The sequence below is a fragment of the Marivita sp. genome (assembly GCF_020055635.1).
In the GTDB taxonomy this organism is placed as follows: domain Bacteria; phylum Pseudomonadota; class Alphaproteobacteria; order Rhodobacterales; family Rhodobacteraceae; genus Marivita.
Window position 1 is genome coordinate 20,178 of the sequence record NZ_JAIPUT010000011.1, and the last position, 16,995, is coordinate 37,172.

At 65.1% G+C, this 16,995-nt stretch carries 20 protein-coding genes and 1 tRNA gene; 9 read left to right on the top strand and 12 right to left on the bottom strand.

Going from position 1 to position 16,995, the window contains the following annotated elements; translation table 11 throughout:
• Nucleotides 1-602 precede the first annotated feature (602 nt).
• The 3 genes from LCF60_RS07735 to LCF60_RS07745 all read right to left on the bottom strand — a co-directional run bounded on the left by LCF60_RS07735 (nt 603) and on the right by LCF60_RS07745 (nt 2,508).
• Nucleotides 603-1,430 (bottom strand): lysophospholipid acyltransferase family protein, encoded by an 828-nt coding sequence (locus LCF60_RS07735; protein WP_292290883.1) that lies wholly within the window; start codon nt 1,428-1,430, stop codon nt 603-605.
• Complete coding sequence (locus LCF60_RS07740) at nt 1,427-2,197, bottom strand: GNAT family N-acyltransferase (RefSeq protein WP_292290884.1); 771 nt, start codon at nt 2,195-2,197, stop codon at nt 1,427-1,429. The genes LCF60_RS07735 and LCF60_RS07740 overlap by 4 nt, the downstream gene beginning before the upstream one ends.
• A 128-nt stretch (nt 2,198-2,325) precedes the next feature.
• Nucleotides 2,326-2,508: a DUF3553 domain-containing protein gene (locus tag LCF60_RS07745; RefSeq protein WP_292290886.1), complete on the bottom strand. Its 183-nt coding sequence runs from the start codon at nt 2,506-2,508 to the stop codon at nt 2,326-2,328.
• A 33-nt stretch (nt 2,509-2,541) separates the two neighbouring features.
• On the opposite strand from LCF60_RS07745, the gene LCF60_RS07750 reads away from it, so the two are divergent.
• On the top strand, nt 2,542-3,171 hold the full coding sequence (locus LCF60_RS07750) for a histidine phosphotransferase family protein (protein WP_292290887.1): 630 nt from the start codon (nt 2,542-2,544) through the stop codon (nt 3,169-3,171).
• Here LCF60_RS07750 and LCF60_RS07755 read toward each other — a convergent pair.
• The 4 genes from LCF60_RS07755 to bamE all read right to left on the bottom strand — a co-directional run bounded on the left by LCF60_RS07755 (nt 3,151) and on the right by bamE (nt 7,424).
• Nucleotides 3,151-4,254 carry an acetoin utilization protein AcuC gene (locus LCF60_RS07755; protein WP_292290888.1) on the bottom strand — a complete coding sequence of 368 codons (1,104 nt, stop codon included), beginning with the start codon at nt 4,252-4,254 and terminating at the stop codon, nt 3,151-3,153. The genes LCF60_RS07750 and LCF60_RS07755 overlap by 21 nt on opposite strands.
• Before the next feature lie 88 nt (nt 4,255-4,342).
• Complete coding sequence (locus tag LCF60_RS07760) at nt 4,343-6,160, bottom strand: ABC-F family ATP-binding cassette domain-containing protein (RefSeq protein WP_292290889.1); 1,818 nt, start codon at nt 6,158-6,160, stop codon at nt 4,343-4,345.
• A 9-nt stretch (nt 6,161-6,169) separates the two neighbouring features.
• Entirely contained in the window at nt 6,170-6,964 is a 795-nt protein-coding gene (locus tag LCF60_RS07765; RefSeq protein ID WP_292290891.1) for a GNAT family N-acyltransferase, read from the bottom strand.
• A 4-nt stretch (nt 6,965-6,968) separates the two neighbouring features.
• On the bottom strand, nt 6,969-7,424 hold the full coding sequence (bamE, locus tag LCF60_RS07770) for an outer membrane protein assembly factor BamE (RefSeq protein WP_292290893.1): 456 nt from the start codon (nt 7,422-7,424) through the stop codon (nt 6,969-6,971).
• An 87-nt stretch (nt 7,425-7,511) separates the two neighbouring features.
• On the opposite strand from bamE, the gene LCF60_RS07775 reads away from it, so the two are divergent.
• The 8 genes from LCF60_RS07775 to LCF60_RS07810 all read left to right on the top strand — a co-directional run bounded on the left by LCF60_RS07775 (nt 7,512) and on the right by LCF60_RS07810 (nt 13,194).
• A complete protein-coding gene (locus LCF60_RS07775; RefSeq protein ID WP_292290895.1) occupies nt 7,512-8,069 on the top strand; it encodes a DUF177 domain-containing protein in 558 nt (185 codons plus the stop codon).
• Nucleotides 8,070-8,234: 165 nt separating this feature from the next.
• Complete coding sequence (gene rpmF, locus LCF60_RS07780; protein WP_292290897.1) at nt 8,235-8,441, top strand: 50S ribosomal protein L32; 207 nt, start codon at nt 8,235-8,237, stop codon at nt 8,439-8,441.
• Between the two features lie 25 nt (nt 8,442-8,466).
• Nucleotides 8,467-9,576, top strand: a complete 1,110-nt coding sequence (gene plsX, locus LCF60_RS07785; protein WP_292290899.1) for a phosphate acyltransferase PlsX — start codon at nt 8,467-8,469, stop codon at nt 9,574-9,576.
• On the top strand, nt 9,573-10,544 hold the full coding sequence (locus LCF60_RS07790; protein ID WP_292290900.1) for a beta-ketoacyl-ACP synthase III: 972 nt from the start codon (nt 9,573-9,575) through the stop codon (nt 10,542-10,544). The genes plsX and LCF60_RS07790 overlap by 4 nt, the downstream gene beginning before the upstream one ends.
• A gap of 93 nt (nt 10,545-10,637) precedes the next feature.
• The gene (ihfA, locus tag LCF60_RS07795; RefSeq protein WP_292066769.1) at nt 10,638-10,940 is read left to right on the top strand and encodes an integration host factor subunit alpha; all 303 of its coding nucleotides are present in this window, start codon (nt 10,638-10,640) and stop codon (nt 10,938-10,940) included.
• Between the two features lie 5 nt (nt 10,941-10,945).
• Complete coding sequence (locus LCF60_RS07800) at nt 10,946-11,869, top strand: MerR family transcriptional regulator (RefSeq protein ID WP_292290902.1); 924 nt, start codon at nt 10,946-10,948, stop codon at nt 11,867-11,869.
• 70 nt (nt 11,870-11,939) lie between these two features.
• A tRNA-Pro gene (locus LCF60_RS07805) sits at nt 11,940-12,016 on the top strand.
• Between the two features lie 98 nt (nt 12,017-12,114).
• Entirely contained in the window at nt 12,115-13,194 is a 1,080-nt protein-coding gene (locus tag LCF60_RS07810; RefSeq protein ID WP_292290904.1) for a 2'-deoxycytidine 5'-triphosphate deaminase, read from the top strand.
• Here LCF60_RS07810 and LCF60_RS07815 read toward each other — a convergent pair.
• From LCF60_RS07815 to LCF60_RS07835, 5 genes are all read right to left on the bottom strand, one after another.
• Nucleotides 13,191-13,331, bottom strand: coding sequence for a hypothetical protein (locus LCF60_RS07815; RefSeq protein ID WP_292290905.1), 141 nt, complete (start codon nt 13,329-13,331; stop codon nt 13,191-13,193). The genes LCF60_RS07810 and LCF60_RS07815 overlap by 4 nt on opposite strands.
• Before the next feature lie 159 nt (nt 13,332-13,490).
• Nucleotides 13,491-14,102, bottom strand: coding sequence for an SMC-Scp complex subunit ScpB (gene scpB / locus LCF60_RS07820; protein WP_292290988.1), 612 nt, complete (start codon nt 14,100-14,102; stop codon nt 13,491-13,493).
• Nucleotides 14,103-14,152: 50 nt separating this feature from the next.
• Complete coding sequence (locus LCF60_RS07825; protein WP_292290906.1) at nt 14,153-14,941, bottom strand: ScpA family protein; 789 nt, start codon at nt 14,939-14,941, stop codon at nt 14,153-14,155.
• A complete protein-coding gene (locus LCF60_RS07830; RefSeq protein WP_292290989.1) occupies nt 14,938-15,948 on the bottom strand; it encodes a glycoside hydrolase family 3 N-terminal domain-containing protein in 1,011 nt (336 codons plus the stop codon). Before LCF60_RS07830 ends, LCF60_RS07825 begins: the two co-directional genes overlap by 4 nt.
• Nucleotides 15,948-16,940, bottom strand: coding sequence for an SPOR domain-containing protein (locus LCF60_RS07835; RefSeq protein ID WP_292290908.1), 993 nt, complete (start codon nt 16,938-16,940; stop codon nt 15,948-15,950). The genes LCF60_RS07830 and LCF60_RS07835 overlap by 1 nt, the downstream gene beginning before the upstream one ends.
• Nucleotides 16,941-16,995 lie beyond the last annotated feature (55 nt).

Sequence of the window (16,995 nt, forward strand, 5' to 3'; positions counted from 1 at the left end):
GAAAACTGCCCCGGGGTCAGGTATTCCAGACCTGCGTTTACTTTAAGTCAATTTTAGAAAGACCGAGAAAGGATTGTTCAATGTGGCTTGCAGGACCGACAGTTTGTTTCCCCCGTCGGTTCCCTTCCTTCCCTGGGTCAAGGCATGTTGAACCATTTTCGAGTATCGTTCGGTTTGAGTAAATCCTTTCTCACGTCAGTGTCGGAGGCGTCCCTCATTTGCCTCCGACACATTTTTCAAGAGCCTCGGCCCGACCTCCGTCATCCCGCGGCGGTCGGGTCTATTCTTCCGGAGCCCGCTCATGTCGGACCTCATTCAGGCAATACGCGCCTATCCTGAATTGTTGCAGGTCTGCGGTGTGCTTGGTTCCCTTCTCTACATTGGCGGTTTTGCCCTGCTTCAGACCGGGCGCATCTGTGGCAATGGACCGATCTATTCCTGCAACCAGCTGACCGCGGCAACGCTTGTTCTTGTCAGCCTTTTCGGAGCCTTCAACCTCGGGGCCTTCCTGGTCCAGATCGGCGTTGTGACCTTCGGCACCTACGGGTTGATCCGGCGGCTTCGGATGCGGCGCCGTGGAACCTATCCCGCGGGCACCGGACTCATTCGATCCGTCGCGAATGGGCAGAGCGCACCTGCGCCTCGAGATGACTTGCAAGCGACTTGCGATTGGGAAACTCATCGACCCGAACCGGCGGGTGGTAGACCAGTTCCACCTTACCCTGCGGCCGCTGCGCCAACACCCTGAGCAGGTGGTCGCCGAATCCCATGTCACCCCACCAGCCGTAAAATCGCGGGTCCGTGCCGTCGGGCGGATGATAGATCACCGTGACCGGTTGGATGCGCATGTCATGCACCAGCGAATCGGAAAAGAACGGCGCAAAGAGCGTCGGCTTGAACGACAGGACACGCTGCCCGTCGGTCGAGGTGCCTTCGGGAAAGAACAGCAGCCGATGGCCGTGCTGCAACCGCTCTTCGAACAGAGCGACCTGCTCCCGGACGTCGCGCGGGTCGCGCCGGATGAACACGGTCCCGGTGGCGCGCGCCAGCCAGCCGATGCCGGGCCAGGAGGCGACCTCGGACTTGGAGACGAAATAGACATTCTTGCGCGCGTTGAGCGCGAAGATGTCGAGCCATGAGCTGTGATTGGCGACAACCGCGCCGCGCGCCTTCATGCGCGGACCCCGCACCAGAAGCGCCATGCCCAGGATCGCAAAGGCCGACCGGCAGACGCCCTGGGTGATATAGGGTGTCACCGGGCGGTCGACGCCGCAGAGCGGCCGTTCGATCAGACGCACCAGCAGCAAGAGCCCCAGCCCGCCAAAGACGACCGTCCCAAGAACAAGGCCCCGCAGGCAAGCCCTGACCCAACCGAGGGGCGAAATCCGGTCTTGTTCCAGCGGCTCCTTGCTGTCCCATGTCGGGCTCATGGGTCACGCCGGGGCATGCGACGCAGCGATGCATGATCGAGCCTGTCGGTTTCGAGGATCAGGCAGACGTCGGTCGTGTTGAAGGCGTGATCGACATAGACCCCCTGCCCGATCATGCCCCCCAGCTTGAGATAGGACTTGATCAGCGCGGGCGTGTCGCGCATCGCCGTCTTGCGGTCGATCCGGTCCGGCGGCAAGAGCGCGGTGGTCTGCGGCATCCGGGCCGTCACGCGCAGGTTTTCGGGCGCGAGATAGACGGCATGCAGATGCGAGATCGGCTGGATCAGACGGTTTTGGTCGGTGCCGTGAAAACTCGCGGTGCCGAAAAGCAGGTCGATTTTGCGCAGGGCCACGTACTCCGCCAGCCCCTGCCACAGCGCCAACAGCCCCGCCCCGCCGCGGTGGTCGGGATGCAGGCAGGACCGCCCCAGTTCAAGCAGGGTGCGGCCGCTGGAGACGAGCTTTGACAGATCGAATTCCGACGCTGAATAGAACCGTCCCGCGGCGGCGGCATGGTCTTTGGTCATCAGGCGATAGACGCCCACCACCCCGTCCGTGTCACTATCCAGCCGGCGCGCATCGCGTAGCAAGAGGTGATCCGCATGGGCATCGAACGCATCGGTCTCGAGCCGCCTTGCGTGGTCCACGCCGTCGCCCGTGCCGCCAAGTTCGGTGACGAAGACGTCATAACGCAGGCGTTGCGCCGCGCGGAGATCGTCCTCCGTGCGGGCCAGAGACACATGAAGGGATGGTGCGTTCTGCAACATGAGGAACTGCCCGGCTCGGTCGCCGTCACTCTAGTCGCCGGACCGGTGACGCGCAACGGCGTCGGGCTGACCGGAAATACCCGGCCCGCTGCGCGCATTAAGGCTTTATCAACCATTGGTTGTGATGCTTACTCATCGAAGACAGGAAGCAGTGAAACCCGCGATCCATCGATCACCACCTTGCCCACCTCGCGGAAGTTCACGGTGATCCTGTCGCCGATATTCGACTGTACCTGCCCGACACCCCAGTCCGGTTCACCGGGATGACGGACAAGGGCGCCAGGTTCCAGCAGGCCGTTGAGGTCAGACATGTTACTGCTCCTTGGTGTTTGAAAGAGTATATAGTGCGTCACGACGAGTCTTCACTTGCCGCCCTGATCGGATCCCGCATCTGCCATGACCTGATCAACCCGATCGGCGCCATTTCCAACGGGCTCGAACTGGTTGGCATGGGCGGTGCGGCGCCGGACGGGCCGGAAATGTCTCTCATCCAGCAAAGCTGCGACAATGCCACGGCGCGCATCCGGTTCTTTCGTGTCGCCTTTGGCAGCGCCGGTGACGTCCGGCCGTTCCCCGCTCCGCAGGCGCGCCGCACGCTGATCGACCACTATGCCGGCATGCGCGTGCTCCCCGATTGGCGGATCGGGACCGATCTGCGGCGCGACGTGACGCAATTGGCCTATCTGTGCGTGCTCTGCCTTGAAACGGCGCTGCCCCAGGGCGGGCGGATCGTCGTCGAAACCTGCCAGACCGATCTTGTCGTGACAGCCGAAGCCGCGTCCCTGCGCAGCGATGGCGGGCTCTGGGAGATGCTGACGACAGGTGGTCCTGAACCGGTCTGTGATCTGCGCCCCGCAGACGTGCAATTCGCCCTTCTGGCGCGGCTTTGCGACGATATGGACATCCTGCCACGGCTGAGTCGCGAAGAAGCCAAAATGAGTCTTCGCATCGCGTTACCCGACCAGCCCCGCTGACCGGGCTTTCAGCGCCGCCACGGCCATTCGGACCGGCTCGGAGATCGGACCATCGCGGGGCGCGTCCAGCAGCGTCGTCAGCATCGCGTCTCCCGGTCGGGCCTGCCGCGTCCAGCTGAGCGCGCGCAGGATGTCCGAGGCCTCGGGCGCAAGCCTGTCGGGGATCTCGTGCCCCGCAAGCGTGGCCCAGACACAGGACCAGGCGCGCCCGACGCTCCAGGGGTTGTAGCCGCCGCCGCCCGACACGATCAGGCGCGGCGCCAGCGCCCGCAGCGCGGTCACGGCCCGGACATGGCATTGGTTGGACAGGGTGAGCCGCGACAGCGGATCTTCGGTCACGGCGTCTGCGCCGCATTGCAGGAAGATCGCCTCCGGCCTCTGCCGCGCGACCGCAGGCAGGATCACCTCGTTCAGGATCAGGTCGAACTCGGTGTCGTTGAACCCCCGCGGCACCGGGATGTTGATCGCGGCGCCGCCCGCCTCGTCCTCCAGCGCGCCGGTGAAGGGCCAGCGCCGGTCCTCGTGCACCGAGATCATCTGCACCTTGTCCGAGCCGTGAAACGCCACCGCGACGCCGTCGCAATGATGCGCGTCGATATCGACATAGGCGATGCGGCTCAGCCCCATGGCCAGCAGCCGCTGGATCGTCAGCACCGGTTCGTTGATGTAGCAGAACCCGTTGGCGCGGTCGGGCAGCCCGTGATGCGTGCCGCCGCCGGGGTTGTAGACCACGCCGCCATTGCGCACGAGCTCCGCCGCCAGCAGACCACCCCCGGTCGCGGTGGCGGGGCGGCGGTAGACCTCGGGGAAGACCGGGTTCGACAGCGTGCCAAGATCGAAGGCGGGATTGGCGTCCTGCGTCGCTTCGGCCTCAAGCAGCGCGTCGACATAGGCCTGCGTGTGAAACCCCAGAAGCGCGGCGGGCTTGGCGCAGGGGCTGGTGCGGTAACGCTCGGGCGGCAACCAGCCAAGGCTGCGGCAGAGATCGGTGACCGTCGGCACGCGCGGGATCGACAAGGGATGGCGCGGGCCATAGCTCGACCCACGATAGATGCGGGCGCCGATGAAGACGGAGTCGGTCATGGGGGGGGAGCTAGGTCAGCGCGCACCATCCGCCACGCAGCGCGCCAAAACGCGTCGACGCGTTTTCGCGCTTCCGTCAACGGAAGCGTCACCCGGCCTCGGCCTTTTCCGACAATTCCAGCCACAGGTCCTCGGCCTCGGCCAGCGCCGTTTGCCGTGCCGCCAGCGCCTCGGTCGCTTTTTTGAACTTCATCGGCTCGCGGGTGAAAAGCTCGGGGTCGGCCATCAGCTGTTCCAGCTTGGCGATCTCGGCGGTCAGGCGGTCGATCTCGCCGGGCAGCTCTTCAAGCTTGTGTTTCTCGGTAAAGCTGAGGCCCGACCTGGCCTTTTGCGACGGCGCGGGTTTCGCAGGTGCCTTGGGTGCGGATTTCGACGCCGGGGTCTCGGTGTCGTCCACCGCACCGCGTTGCGCGCGATAATCGCTCCAGCCGCCCGCGTAGACGGTGGCGCGGCCCCGTCCTTCCATCGCGACGGTCGTGGTGGCGACCCGGTCGAGGAAATCGCGGTCGTGGCTGATCAGCAGCACGGTGCCGTCATACTCGCCCAGCAGGTCCTGCAACAGGTCGAGCGTTTCGACATCGAGATCGTTGGTCGGTTCATCGAGCACCAGCAGGTTCGATTCCCGCGCCATGATCCGCGCCAGCAGCAGACGCGCCTTTTCCCCGCCCGACAGCGACCGCACCGGTGCGCGGGCCTGCGCCTCGTCAAAGAGGAACTCCTTGAGGTAGCCGACGACGTGCTTCGGCATGCCGCGCACCATGATCTGATCGGCCTTGCCCGAGACCCGCATCTCGGGATCGCCGGTCAGGTTTTCCCACAGGCTCAGGTCGCCGTTCAGCTGCGCGCGGGCCTGGTCGAACACCGCCGGGACAAGGTTCGTGCCCAGCTTGACCGTGCCCGCATCGGGTTCGATCTCGCCCACAAGCATCTTGATCAGGGTGGTCTTGCCGACGCCGTTGGGGCCGACAAAGGCCACCCGGTCGCCACGCTGCACGGTCAGGGAAAAGTCGCGCACGATCGCGGTGTCGTCAAAGGTCTTGGTCAGGCCCTTGGCCTCGATCACCTTGCGGCCCGATTTCGGACCCGAGGCGAGATCCATCGCGGCGGTGTCCTGGCGTCTGATCATCGCGCCGCGTTCGCCGCGCAGGTCCTGCAGGGCACGCACCCGGCCCATGTTGCGCTTGCGCCGGGCGCTGATGCCCTCGACGGCCCAGCGGGCCTCGGCCTTGATCTTGCGGTCCATCTTGTGGCGCTGGAGGTCTTCTTCCTCCCAAATCCTGTCGCGCCAGGCCTCGAACGCCTCGAACCCCTTTTCCTGCCGCCGCACCTGCCCGCGGTCGATCCAGAGCGTGGCGCGGGTGAGTTCCGACAGGAACCGGCGGTCGTGGCTGATCAGCACGAATCCCTTTCGGGTGCGTTTCAACTCGTCCTCAAGCCAGCCGATGGCCTCGATATCCAGATGGTTGGTCGGTTCGTCCAGCAGCATCAGTTCGGGGTCCTGCGCCATCAGACGGGCCAGCGCGGCGCGGCGGCGTTCGCCGCCCGAGGCGGTCTCGACCGAGCGGTCGGGGTCGAATTTCAGCCCTTCGCCCGCGCGTTCGACCTTGTAGAGCTCGGACGGGTCGAGCCCGTGCATCGCGTAGTCGCCCAGCGTGGCGTATTGGCCCAGGTCGGGATCCTGCTCCATGTAGCCGACGCTCACTCCCGGCGACACGACGCGGTCGCCGCCATCGGCTTCGACCAGCCCGGCCATCACCTTCATCAACGTGGATTTGCCCGACCCGTTGCGGCCGACAAGGGCCACCCGGTCGCCCGGTTGCACCACGAGGCTGAGGTCATGGAACACCGGATCGCCCCCGAAGGTGAGCGAGATGTCGTTGAGTTGAAGAAGCGGTATGATGGCCATGGCCTCGCGCTACGGCGCGTCGGGCGCAAGGTCAAGGGGTCTGGTGCCGGGGGTCTGCGCCGCCCGCGCCAAAGCGCGCAGATGGCGCGCACGCCGCGGCGGAATGTCGGCCACGCAGAGGCCGGTGAAGACATGCACCGTACCAAGCTGCGGGTCCGGAACGGCATGGTCGCCGACCCATCCACCCATGTTCAGATAGCTGCGCAACAAGTGTGGCAACGAAGCGCGCGACGGTGCGCCCTCTGGCAGGTCGATGGCGGTTGCGTCCCTGCGCAAGGGGCACAGGCTGGCCGGCCCCAGGTGATGCGCCCGCAGGGTGGCGAGGGCTGCGTGGTGCTGCGCCGGGTCGGTTCCTGCAAAGGAACTGCACCCGATGAGCATCCGCACCCCCGCCGCATCGACCAGCGCGCCAAGCGCCGCCCAGACCAGCCGCAGCGCCATCAGGTCGGACGGCCCCGGGCCCTGGCAGACACGGCCAAGCTCGAGATAGGGTCCGGCGTGACGCGCCAGCGGGGCAAGGTCGTAGAATTGCGCGGTGTAACTGTCCCCGAGCCCGGCGGCATCCGGAAAGAGCCGCGTCCGCAGCGCAAGCTGCGTCTCGCCCCTGGCATTGCGAACGATCCCGTGCAGGCAGATCGAGTCGAACCGGTCTTCGTCCGGACCACCGGACCGGAACGCCGTGGCGCGCAGCCCGAGCGCGTCCTCGCGCAGGTCTGCGGCATCGCCGATGCAGGCGCTGTAGCCGCCCAGAGACAGCGACACCGCAGGACCCGGTGCAGCGGCGGTATGTGCCGCTGCGCTCATGACCTCAGTTGAGGAAGTCCGCGGCGTTGATCCCGCCGATATTGCCGAAGAGCTTGCGGATGAACCCGATATCGCCATCGCCCGACCGGGTGATGCGGCGCGCCAAGGGCACGACCTGACCATCCTCGAGCCCGTAGCGTTCGATATTCTCGACCACGCCATCGGTATCGAAGGTGATCGCCAGAACCTCGCGGTCGACCACTTCGGGGCGCTGCCACGCGAAATGGCGCACATCGCTTTCGATGTAATAGAACCCGGATTCGTTCAGGGTGCCCGATGTCGAGGGAACCCCGATCAGGTCTTCCACCGTGCCGCGCGTATCCACACCCGGCACGATCTGCTGCAATTCGTCTTCCGCCGGAACATAGCCATGCGTGCGATAGCGCGCGGAGCATCCGGCAAGCGATATGCACAGAAGCGTCACAAGCCCGATCCTGACTGTCGATCTGATGCCCTGCATGGCGCCTCTCTTGCGTTGGCGTTCGCTGCCTTTTATCTCGATTACACGGCCTTTGGCCTGTGTTCAAGCAAAGGGTGCACACAAGATATGCCACAACAGGTTCTGAAACCCGGAGAATTTCGTGTAAGCGACCTGCCGACTCGCCGTCCGACCCGGTTCGAGCTGCATCCGGACGCAGAAGCACGCACGGCGATTGCAGAGCGTCTCAACCTGTCTTCGCTCAGGAAACTGCGCTTCGAGGGCGAGATTTCGCCATCCGGGGCGCGCGGGTGGACACTGACCGCCACCCTGGGCGCGACGGTGGTGCAGCCCTGCGTGGTGACGCTCGATCCGGTGACGACGCGGATCGACGAGACCGTCCAGCGGGTCTACCTGCCGGCCGATCTTCTGGACGAGGCCGAAAGCGGTGCCGAAACCGAAATGCCCGAGGACACCAGCACCGAGCCTTTGGGCCACGTGATCTCGGCGCATGACGCGATGATCGAATCGCTGTCGCTGTCGCTGCCGCAATACCCGCGCGCCGACGAGGCCGATCTGGGCGACGCGGTGTTCGCCGAGGATGGTGTGACGCCGCTCCGGGACGAGGACACAAAGCCCTTTGCCGGGCTGGCCGGCTTGCGCGACAAGCTGGACAAAAAGTCCTGATCTGCGCACCAGAAAAGCCTTGCGGATTTCACGATTGCCCCTATGTTCGCGCCTTCATCCGAGGTGGGGGTTGCCCCCCGGACCGGTTTCCACGTAAGAGGCCGGACACACCCGAAACGCGGCATGGCGCTCATGCCACCGGTTATAGACAATTGAGGTTGAGACATGGCTGTCCAACAGAACAAAGTATCCAAGTCGCGTCGCAACAACCGTCGCGCACATGACGCCCTGACCGCAGCAAATCCGAACGAATGTTCGAATTGCGGCGAACTGAAGCGTCCGCACCACGTGTGCCCGTCCTGCGGTCACTACGCGGATCGTGAAGTCGTGGCGCAGGCCGACGAAATCGACCTGGACGAAGACGCGGCATAAGCAACGATTGGGCGCACCCCTCCGCATGACCTCATCGCAGGATCATAAAAAGGTGGGTGACGCGCCAATTGTGCTATCGATCGACGCGATGGGCGGCGATCTGGGGCCGGAGGCAGTTGTCTCCGGCATGTCTCATTCCGCCAAGGCGAATCCCGACATCCGGTTTCTGGTCCACGGACCCGAGCAGAAGCTGCACAAGCTGATCTCGCGCAAGAAGGCCCTGGCCGAGCGGTGCGAGATCCGGGATGCGTCGGGCGTCGTGTCGATGGGCGACAAACCCAGCCAGGTGGTGCGCAACGGTCAGGGCACGTCCATGTGGGCGGCCATCGAATCCGTGCGCAACAAGGAAGCCACCGTCGCGGTGTCCTGCGGCAACACCGGCGCGCTGATGGCGGTGTCGATGATCCGGTTGCGCAAGCTGCCGGGCGTGAACCGTCCGGCCATCGCGATTCTGTGGCCCTCGCGCAATCCGCAGGGATTCAACGTCATGCTGGATGTCGGCGCCGATGTGCGCGCCGATGCCGAGGATCTGCTGCAATACGCGCTGATGGGCGTGTCCTATGCCCGCAACGGGTTGAACCTCGAGCGCCCGCGCGTCGGTCTGCTCAACGTCGGCACCGAAGAGCACAAGGGCCGGTCCGAGCTGAAGGCGGCGCATGAGCTGATCGGCAAGGCGGCGGCGCGCGCGCAGTTCGATTTCGTCGGATTCGTCGAAGGCGGCGACCTGCCGGGCAAGGATTGCGACGTGATCGTCACCGACGGGTTTACCGGCAATGTCGCGCTGAAGACCGGCGAAGGCACGGCGTCGCTGATCGGCGACCGGCTGAAGGAAGCGTTTGCCTATTCGCCGCTGTCGCGCCTGGCCTCGCTGCTGGCGCTGACCTCGCTGCGCCGCTTGCAGAAAAAGATCGACCCGCGCCGCGTCAATGGCGGCGTGTTCCTTGGCCTGAACGGCACGGTTGTGAAATCGCACGGCTCGGCCGATGCGACCGGCGTGTCGGCAGCCATCAAGCTGGCCTTTCAACTCGCGCATTCCGGTTTTTCCGACCGGCTGGCGGCGCGGCTGGCCTCGATCACCGATATCGAGGCAGACCATATCGAAAATTCCGAAACGAACGAGGAGAGCCCGAGATGACCATACGCGCGGTTGTTGTGGGGCTTGGGCACTACCTGCCGGACCGGGTGGTTCCGAATTCGGAATTCGAAGCGTCGCTCGACACGTCCGACGAATGGATCAGGTCGCGCTCGGGCATCGAGCGTCGGCATTTCGCGGCCGAGGGCGAAACGACCTCCGACCTCGCAACCCAGGCGGCGAAAAGGGCCCTCGCGGATGCCGGGCTTGAGGCCAATGACCTCGACGCCATCGTTCTGGCGACCTCGACCGCCGACCTGACCTTCCCCTCTGCCGCGACGATGGTGCAGTCGGCTCTGGGCATGAACCGGGGCTTTGCCTTTGACGTCCAGGCGGTCTGTGCCGGTTTCATCTACGCGATGGCGAATGCCAACGCGCTGATCGTGTCGGGCCAGGCCAGGCGGATCATGGTGATCGGCGCGGAAACCTTCAGCCGGATCATGGACTGGAACGACCGGTCGACCTGCGTGCTGTTCGGCGACGGCGCCGGCGCGGTGATTCTCGAAGCGCAGGACGGCGCGGGCGACAAGACCGACCGGGGCATCCTGTCGATCGACCTGAATTCCGACGGCCAGCATCGCGAGATCCTCTATGTCGATGGCGGCGTGAGCACGCAAACCACCGGCTTCCTGCGCATGCAGGGCAAGGAGGTGTTCCGCCACGCGGTCGAAAAGCTTGCCAAGACGGCGACCATCGCGATGGACAAGGCCGGAATCGCCAGCGACGAGGTCGATTGGGTGGTGCCCCATCAGGCCAACATCCGCATCATCCAGGGCACCGCCAAGAAACTCGGCCTGTCGATGGATCATGTGGTCGTCACGGTCCAGGATCACGGCAACACCTCGGCAGCGTCGATTCCGCTGGCCCTGTCGGTGGGTGTCGAACGCGGCCAGATCAAGCGCGGCGATGTCGTCGTCACCGAGGCGATCGGCGGCGGACTTGCCTGGGGTGCGGTGGTTTTGCGCTGGTAGGGGAAGCCTGCCCAAAATCCCTCGTGCAAGCCATTGATATTGACTCGGAAAATCGCACAGCGCATGCTGCCCCGAACCGGGGAGACTTGTGCAATGGGACAAAAGACACTGACACGGATGGACCTCAGCGAAGCGGTGTTTCGCGAAGTCGGCCTGTCGCGCAATGAAAGCGCCGATCTCGTGGAAACGGTATTGAACCACATGTCAGACGCGCTGGTGGCCGGGGAACAGGTGAAAATCTCGTCCTTCGGCACGTTTTCGATCCGCGACAAGGCAGCCCGTGTCGGACGCAATCCGAAGACCGGCGAAGAAGTGCCGATCAACCCGCGCCGGGTCCTGACCTTCCGCCCATCGCATCTGATGAAAGACAGGGTGGCCGCGGGCAACAAGGGCTGACGGTCATGAGCAAATCCGCGGACGCCTTTCGAACCATCAGCGAAGTGGCCGAATGGCTCGATACACCGGCGCATGTCCTGCGGTTCTGGGAAAGCAAGTTCACCCAGATCAAACCCGTCAAGCGCGCTGGTGGCCGGCGCTATTACCGCCCCGCCGACATGCGGCTTCTGGGCGGTATCAAGAAGCTTCTGCACGAAGACGGCATGACCATCAAAGGTGCGCAAAAGGTCCTTCGAGAACAAGGCATTAAGCACGTATCTTCGCTTTGTGAATTAAGCTTGGGCGACGAAGAGGACGGGTTTGACGATGTCTTCGAACACGTGCCCGCGTCGGAACCCGTCGACACCGTGGTGCCGTTTGCCAAGCCCGAGGAGGCAACGCCGGACGCTGTCGAGCCAGAGGCAGAGTCAGAGCCAGAGACAGAGCCGGTGACCCAGGATTTGACGGGGACGGAACCCGTCGCAGAGGAGCCTGTCGAACAGGAGCCACCGGCAGAGACCCCCTCGGCTGCAGAGCATGACGAAGCACCGTCAGAGATCGAACATGCCGAACTGCCGCAGAGCGACAGCACGGAGGTCGCGCCGGACGCCGAACCGGTCGACACCGACCCCGCGTCGGTGGTCGACCCCGAGGTGGCGCTGGCCGACAGCTCCGAAGACCCGGCACCTGCGGCTGAACCGCACGCGGAACCGAAAACCGGAAACGGCGCCCTGCCCGGCTTTCTTCAGCAGTCGATGGACGACCGTCGCGACGACGCCGCGGCCGAGTCGCAGCCGACACGCGAGGTCCCGAAGCCCACACCGCCCCCTGCCACAATCGAGCCCGCGCCGGGGGCGCTGACACATCTGTCGCGGATCACCCGCCTGTCCGCCGGGTCGGCCCGCCAGATCGCACCGATTCTGGAGCAGTTGAAGCAGGTTGCGCGCTGAGACAATCCTGTGCCGCAGACGAAATTTCGCACTTGCGGCCAGATCCAAAACCGTTATGACAGGCGGCAGTCGGGCTATGGCGCAGCCTGGTAGCGCGTCCGTCTGGGGGACGGAAGGTCGCAGGTTCGAGTCCTGCTAGCCCGACCAATCATTTCATCCGCTATCGTTACCGCCACGCGAAAACGCCCTCGCAAGGGGCGCAACTGCTTGCTATGCAAGGCAGAACGCGGATGAGGGGACCTGGGATGACGGGTGTTTTGGCCAATCAGCAGATCACGGCATTGAGGGACAGCGGAGTCATTGCGTCCGAGATCCCGTTTGCCGACGGACAGGTGCAACCGGCCAGCCTCGATCTGCGTCTTGGCACGATCGCCTACCGTGTGCGGGCGTCATTCCTTGCGGGCAAGGGACGCCGCGTCGAAGACCGGCTGGCGGATTTCGAAATGCACCGGATATCGCTCGAGGGTGGCGCGGTTCTGGAAAAGGGCTGCGTCTATCTCGTGCCGTTGATGGAACGGCTGGCGTTGCCCGAGGGCCTCAGCGCGGTTGCAAATGCCAAGAGCTCGACCGGGCGGCTGGACCTGCTGACGCGCATGATCACCGACGAGGGCACCGAGTTCGACCGCGTCGCCGCCGGATACCAAGGACCGCTCTATGCCGAGATCTGCCCGCGCTCGTTCTCGGTGCTGGTGCGTCCGGGGATGCGGCTGAACCAGATCCGGTTCCGCAACGGACAATCGGTGCTGGACGATGACACGCTGCGTGCGTTGCATGCCGAACAGACCCTGGTGACCGGTGGTCCTGCGGTGATCGGCGACGGGCTGGGGTTTTCCGTCGATCTCAAGCCCGTCGAGGGCGATCTCGTGGGCTACCGCGCCAAGCCGCATACCGGGGTGATCGACCTCGACAGGCTGGGGCATTACGCGCCGTCGGATTTCTGGGAAGAGCTGCGAACCACCAATGGCCAGATCATCCTTGATCCGGATGCGTTCTATATCCTTGTCAGCCGCGAGGCGGTGCATATCCCGCCGGACTATGCAGCTGAAATGGCGCCGTTTCTTGCGATGGTGGGCGAATTCCGGGTGCATTACGCCGGGTTCTTCGACCCCGGCTTCGGCCATGACGCGGCGGGCGGAATGGGGTCACGCGGCGTTCTGGAAGTGCGCTGCCACGAGGCCCCCTTCGTGCTGGAACACGGGCAGATCGTCGGGCGGTTGGTCTACGAACAGATGGATCAGCCCCCGAGCCAGCTTTATGGCGCGGGGATCGCATCGAATTACCAGGGACAGGGTCTGAAGCTGTCCAAGCATTTCAGGGCGAATTAGCGGGACGTCTTGTCCTGCGCCTTGGCCTTGGGCTTCTTGCGGTTGGTGACGGCGTTCATCCCGGCATTGATTCCGGAATTGACCACGCGGCGCATCACGGTGCGCATCACCATGTTGATGATCGTGTTGAGGTTCATGTCGTCCTCCTGCTGGGTGTGTCTGCCTCGGACAGCGATATAGAAAACAAATACGACGATTTTCGGGCATTGGTTCACCAATCCGCAACGGTTTCGTGATCGCGACGGGGCCGGCGATGCGTCGACGCATCGCATCTTTCCGTTGACGGAAAGACCCGCTCAATCCTCGAAAAGTTCGGACTGGCCTTCTTCGGTGGCTTCCTCGGCATCGACGTCGCCTTCGCCCATCTGCGGCATGGTGCCGGGCGGCGGGCGGTTCTCCAGCAGGCCGGCGGCACGCAGTTCCTTGAGCCCCGGCAGGTCGCGGGCCGATTCGAGGCCGAAATGATCGAGGAAATCCTGGGTCACCACAAATGTCACCGGGCGGCCGGGTGTCATCCGCCTGCGGCCGAAGCGAATCCATTCCATCTCGAGCAGCTGGTCCACCGTGCCCCGGCTGACCGACACGCCGCGAATCTCTTCGATCTCGGCGCGGGTGACGGGCTGGTGATAGGCGATGATCGCCAGCGTTTCGATGGCGGCGCGGCTGAGCTTGCGGGTTTCGACGGTTTCCTTCTGCATCAGGAAACCGAGATCGGGTGCTGTGCGGATGGCCCAGGCATCGCCGACCCTGACCACGTTCACACCCCGGCCCTCGTAGCGTTTGCGCAGGTGAACCAGCGCCTCGGCGGCGTCCGATCCGTGCGGCATGCGGTCGTTCAGCTCCTTGACGGTCACCGCTTCGGCGGTGGCAAAGAGGATCGCCTCGACCATGCGTTCCTGTTCGCCCATCGGCGGGGCCTCGAACAGGCTTTGTTCGAAATCTGTCCCGGTTGCGTCACTCACCGCCCGTCTCTCCGGCGCAGTTCGATGGGTGCGAACGTGTCGGACTGGCGCAGCTCGACCTTGCCTTCCTTGGCAAGTTCCAGTGATGCGGCAAAGGTCGAGGCCGTCGCCGACCGCCAGCGCACCGGGTCGACGTCCCAGCCGTCGGGCATGTAGGTCGAGATATCTGTCCAGGTGCCGGCAAAGCCGATCAGACCGCGCATCCGTTCCAGCGCCTGTTCCATCGTGAAGACGGCGTCGCGGTCCATCACGAAGGGGCGGAATTCGTCCCTGGTGCGGATCCGCGCATAGCCCTGCATCAGGTCCAGCAGCGTCGCTGTGTAGTCGATCTTGCGCACCCGTTCGACCTGCTGGGTCACGCCTCGGGCAAAGAAGTCCCGGCCCAGCTGGTCGCGCGCCATCAGCCGGGCGGCGACGTCGCGCATGGCTTGCAGGCGTTCCAGCTGAAACGCCAGATGCGCGGCGAGGTCTTCGCCCGACGGGCCCTCTTCCTCGGGATCGGGCGGCAGGAGCAGGCGCGATTTCAGGAAGGCGAGCCAGGCCGCCATGACAAGGTAGTCCGCCGCCAGTTCGATCCGCAGCGCCTTGGCCTGATCGACAAAGGCCAGGTATTGCCGCGCCAGTTCCAGCACCGAGACCTTGCGCAGATCGACCTTCTGGGTGCGGCTCAGGCTGAGCAGCAGGTCGAGCGGGCCTTCGAACCCGTCCACGTCGACGATCAGCGCCTCGGCGGCAAGCCGGTCGGCGACTGTCGTGTCGAACCCGTCTGACGTGCTTTCGGTCATGCCCCGCGCCCCTGTTCCAGTGCCGCAAGCTTGGCCCTGAGGGCGTCAATGTCAACATCATCGGGGGTGGTTCGGCTGGCCAGCGCCGCCTCGGCGCGGGATTGGCTGGACTGCGGCATCTCTCCGACCGCCTGCATCAGCGCGACGCGCTCGGGCAGGTCGCCGTTGCAATGCAGGATCACGTCGCAGCCCGCCTCCATCGCCGCGGCCCCGCGTTCGGCCACCGTGCCGGACAGCGCCTGCATCCCGATATCGTCGGTCATCAGCAGGCCGCTGAAGCCGATATCGCGGCGGATGCGGGCAATCATGTCGGCAGAGGTGGTGGCGGGCCCGGTTTCGCCGAAGGCGCTGTAGACCAGATGCGCGGTCATTCCCATCGCCACGTCGGCAAAGGGGCGGAAGGCGGCGAAGTCTGTCGCGTTCAGCATGTCTTCGGGCGCGTCGATGCGCGGCAGGTCGAGGTGGCTGTCCATCTGCGCGAGCCCGTGGCCGGGAATGTGCTTGACGACCGGGAACACGCCGCCCTGCCTGTGGCCCTCGACCACGGCGCGGCCGATCTCCACCACCTGCTCAAGCCGTGATCCGTAACACCGGTTGCGCAGGAAGGGATGCGTTTCGGGTCGCGCCACGTCGAGCATGGGAGCGCAGTTCGCGTCGATGCCCAGAGCCAGCAACTCGTGCGAGATGATCCGGTAGCGCAGGCGCATGCCTTCTTCGGCGTCAGGCCCAAGCTGTGCGACGTGATCGAGCGGCGGCAGCCAGTCGGTGGCCAGGGGCGCGCGCAGACGCTGCACGCGCCCACCCTCCTGGTCGATGAAGACGGGGGCGTTCCAGCCCACTGCATCGCGCAGATCGGAGGTCAGCGCGCGGACCTGGTCGGAGCTGTGCAGGTTGCGGTCGAACAGGATGAAACCGAACGGGTTGGCATCGGCAAAAAACGCGCGCTCGTCGGAAGACAGGCGCGCGCCATCGCAGCCGAAAATGGCCGCTCCGAACGGTCGTTGGATCACCGGCTGACCACGGGGATGCAATCGGCGCCTTCGGCCACCAGCGCGGCACAGAAGCGGCGCGAGTCGCTCAGATCGGCAAAGCCATGCGCCCGCAGGCGGTAGAAGACGCGCCCGCCCGAGGTGGCTTCTTCGATCACGCGGTCCTTGTTGTCCAGGTATTCGCCGAACCGCGCCTGCAGCGTGCCCCATTGCTCGCGGGCGATCTCGGGGCTGTCATAGGCCCCGAACTGGACCAGCCGCGTGCCGGCAGGGATGTCGCCCGGATCGCGCTCGGACACGCCCGAGGGCACGATCGGCGCGGTTGCGGCAAGCGAGACGCGCTTCAGGTCGGCGGGGCGTTTCGACGGGCGCAAGGACCGCGCCACGCCGGGGATCGACGCCGGGATGATCGACGCCGTCGAGGCGGTCTCCTGCGGTTCGACATCGCTGTCGAACACGCCGGTGTCGGGAGCCGGGTCAATGTCGGTGAACGGCTTGGCCTCGGCGGCGATCTGTTCGGCCAGCGCCTTGATCGGATCATCCGCGTCGGAAATATCGGTCAGGGCAAGCGCCCGCGGCTCCGGTTCGACCTCTTGCCGAAGCGACGCCAGCGCCACCTCTTCGCGCCCTGTCGTGTCTGCGGGGGCCGCGTTCGACGCGAGCGCCGCGACCGGCACGTCCTCGTCCGTGATGTCGAGCGGACGCGGTGCCAGCACGATCTGGTCGGGGGGCGGTGCCGAGGTTCCGGTGCCCGCAATATTGTTCACCGCCAACCCTTCGTGGCGCGCGATCTGGCCGCCCGGATTGTCGGGCGCAACGCGCATCGGGCCTTCGATGGCCTGCACCACCGGGACACCCGACACGTCCCGCACGATCAGCCTGTAACCCCAGATTCCGACCCCGACGATCAGCGCCAGGGACAGGGCTGCACCCGCCCAGTTGGCCGCCGAGGCCAGATTGCCCGACGCCGTTGCCCCGCGCGCGGAGTCCGTCATATGCATGTCTGCCATGTCTGCCTCATTGCCCGGAGGCCCGTGGCCGCCGGTGATTTCTTGCCTTTGCCTC

What these genes read in the sequence shown, in the direction of transcription:
- LCF60_RS07735 (WP_292290883.1), bottom strand. Translation starts at nt 1,430, where the DNA reads ATGAGCCCGACATGGGACAGCAAGGAGCCGCTGGAACAAGACCGGATT.
- LCF60_RS07740 (WP_292290884.1), bottom strand. Translation starts at nt 2,197, where the DNA reads ATGTTGCAGAACGCACCATCCCTTCATGTGTCTCTGGCCCGCACGGAG.
- LCF60_RS07745 (WP_292290886.1), bottom strand. Translation starts at nt 2,508, where the DNA reads ATGTCTGACCTCAACGGCCTGCTGGAACCTGGCGCCCTTGTCCGTCAT.
- LCF60_RS07755 (WP_292290888.1), bottom strand. Translation starts at nt 4,254, where the DNA reads ATGACCGACTCCGTCTTCATCGGCGCCCGCATCTATCGTGGGTCGAGC.
- LCF60_RS07760 (WP_292290889.1), bottom strand. Translation starts at nt 6,160, where the DNA reads ATGGCCATCATACCGCTTCTTCAACTCAACGACATCTCGCTCACCTTC.
- LCF60_RS07765 (WP_292290891.1), bottom strand. Translation starts at nt 6,964, where the DNA reads ATGAGCGCAGCGGCACATACCGCCGCTGCACCGGGTCCTGCGGTGTCG.
- bamE (WP_292290893.1), bottom strand. Translation starts at nt 7,424, where the DNA reads ATGCAGGGCATCAGATCGACAGTCAGGATCGGGCTTGTGACGCTTCTG.
- LCF60_RS07775 (WP_292290895.1), top strand. Translation starts at nt 7,512, where the DNA reads ATGCCACAACAGGTTCTGAAACCCGGAGAATTTCGTGTAAGCGACCTG.
- rpmF (WP_292290897.1), top strand. Translation starts at nt 8,235, where the DNA reads ATGGCTGTCCAACAGAACAAAGTATCCAAGTCGCGTCGCAACAACCGT.
- plsX (WP_292290899.1), top strand. Translation starts at nt 8,467, where the DNA reads ATGACCTCATCGCAGGATCATAAAAAGGTGGGTGACGCGCCAATTGTG.
- LCF60_RS07790 (WP_292290900.1), top strand. Translation starts at nt 9,573, where the DNA reads ATGACCATACGCGCGGTTGTTGTGGGGCTTGGGCACTACCTGCCGGAC.
- ihfA (WP_292066769.1), top strand. Translation starts at nt 10,638, where the DNA reads ATGGGACAAAAGACACTGACACGGATGGACCTCAGCGAAGCGGTGTTT.
- LCF60_RS07800 (WP_292290902.1), top strand. Translation starts at nt 10,946, where the DNA reads ATGAGCAAATCCGCGGACGCCTTTCGAACCATCAGCGAAGTGGCCGAA.
- LCF60_RS07810 (WP_292290904.1), top strand. Translation starts at nt 12,115, where the DNA reads ATGACGGGTGTTTTGGCCAATCAGCAGATCACGGCATTGAGGGACAGC.
- LCF60_RS07815 (WP_292290905.1), bottom strand. Translation starts at nt 13,331, where the DNA reads ATGAACCTCAACACGATCATCAACATGGTGATGCGCACCGTGATGCGC.
- scpB (WP_292290988.1), bottom strand. Translation starts at nt 14,102, where the DNA reads ATGGGCGAACAGGAACGCATGGTCGAGGCGATCCTCTTTGCCACCGCC.
- LCF60_RS07825 (WP_292290906.1), bottom strand. Translation starts at nt 14,941, where the DNA reads ATGACCGAAAGCACGTCAGACGGGTTCGACACGACAGTCGCCGACCGG.
- LCF60_RS07835 (WP_292290908.1), bottom strand. Translation starts at nt 16,940, where the DNA reads ATGGCAGACATGCATATGACGGACTCCGCGCGCGGGGCAACGGCGTCG.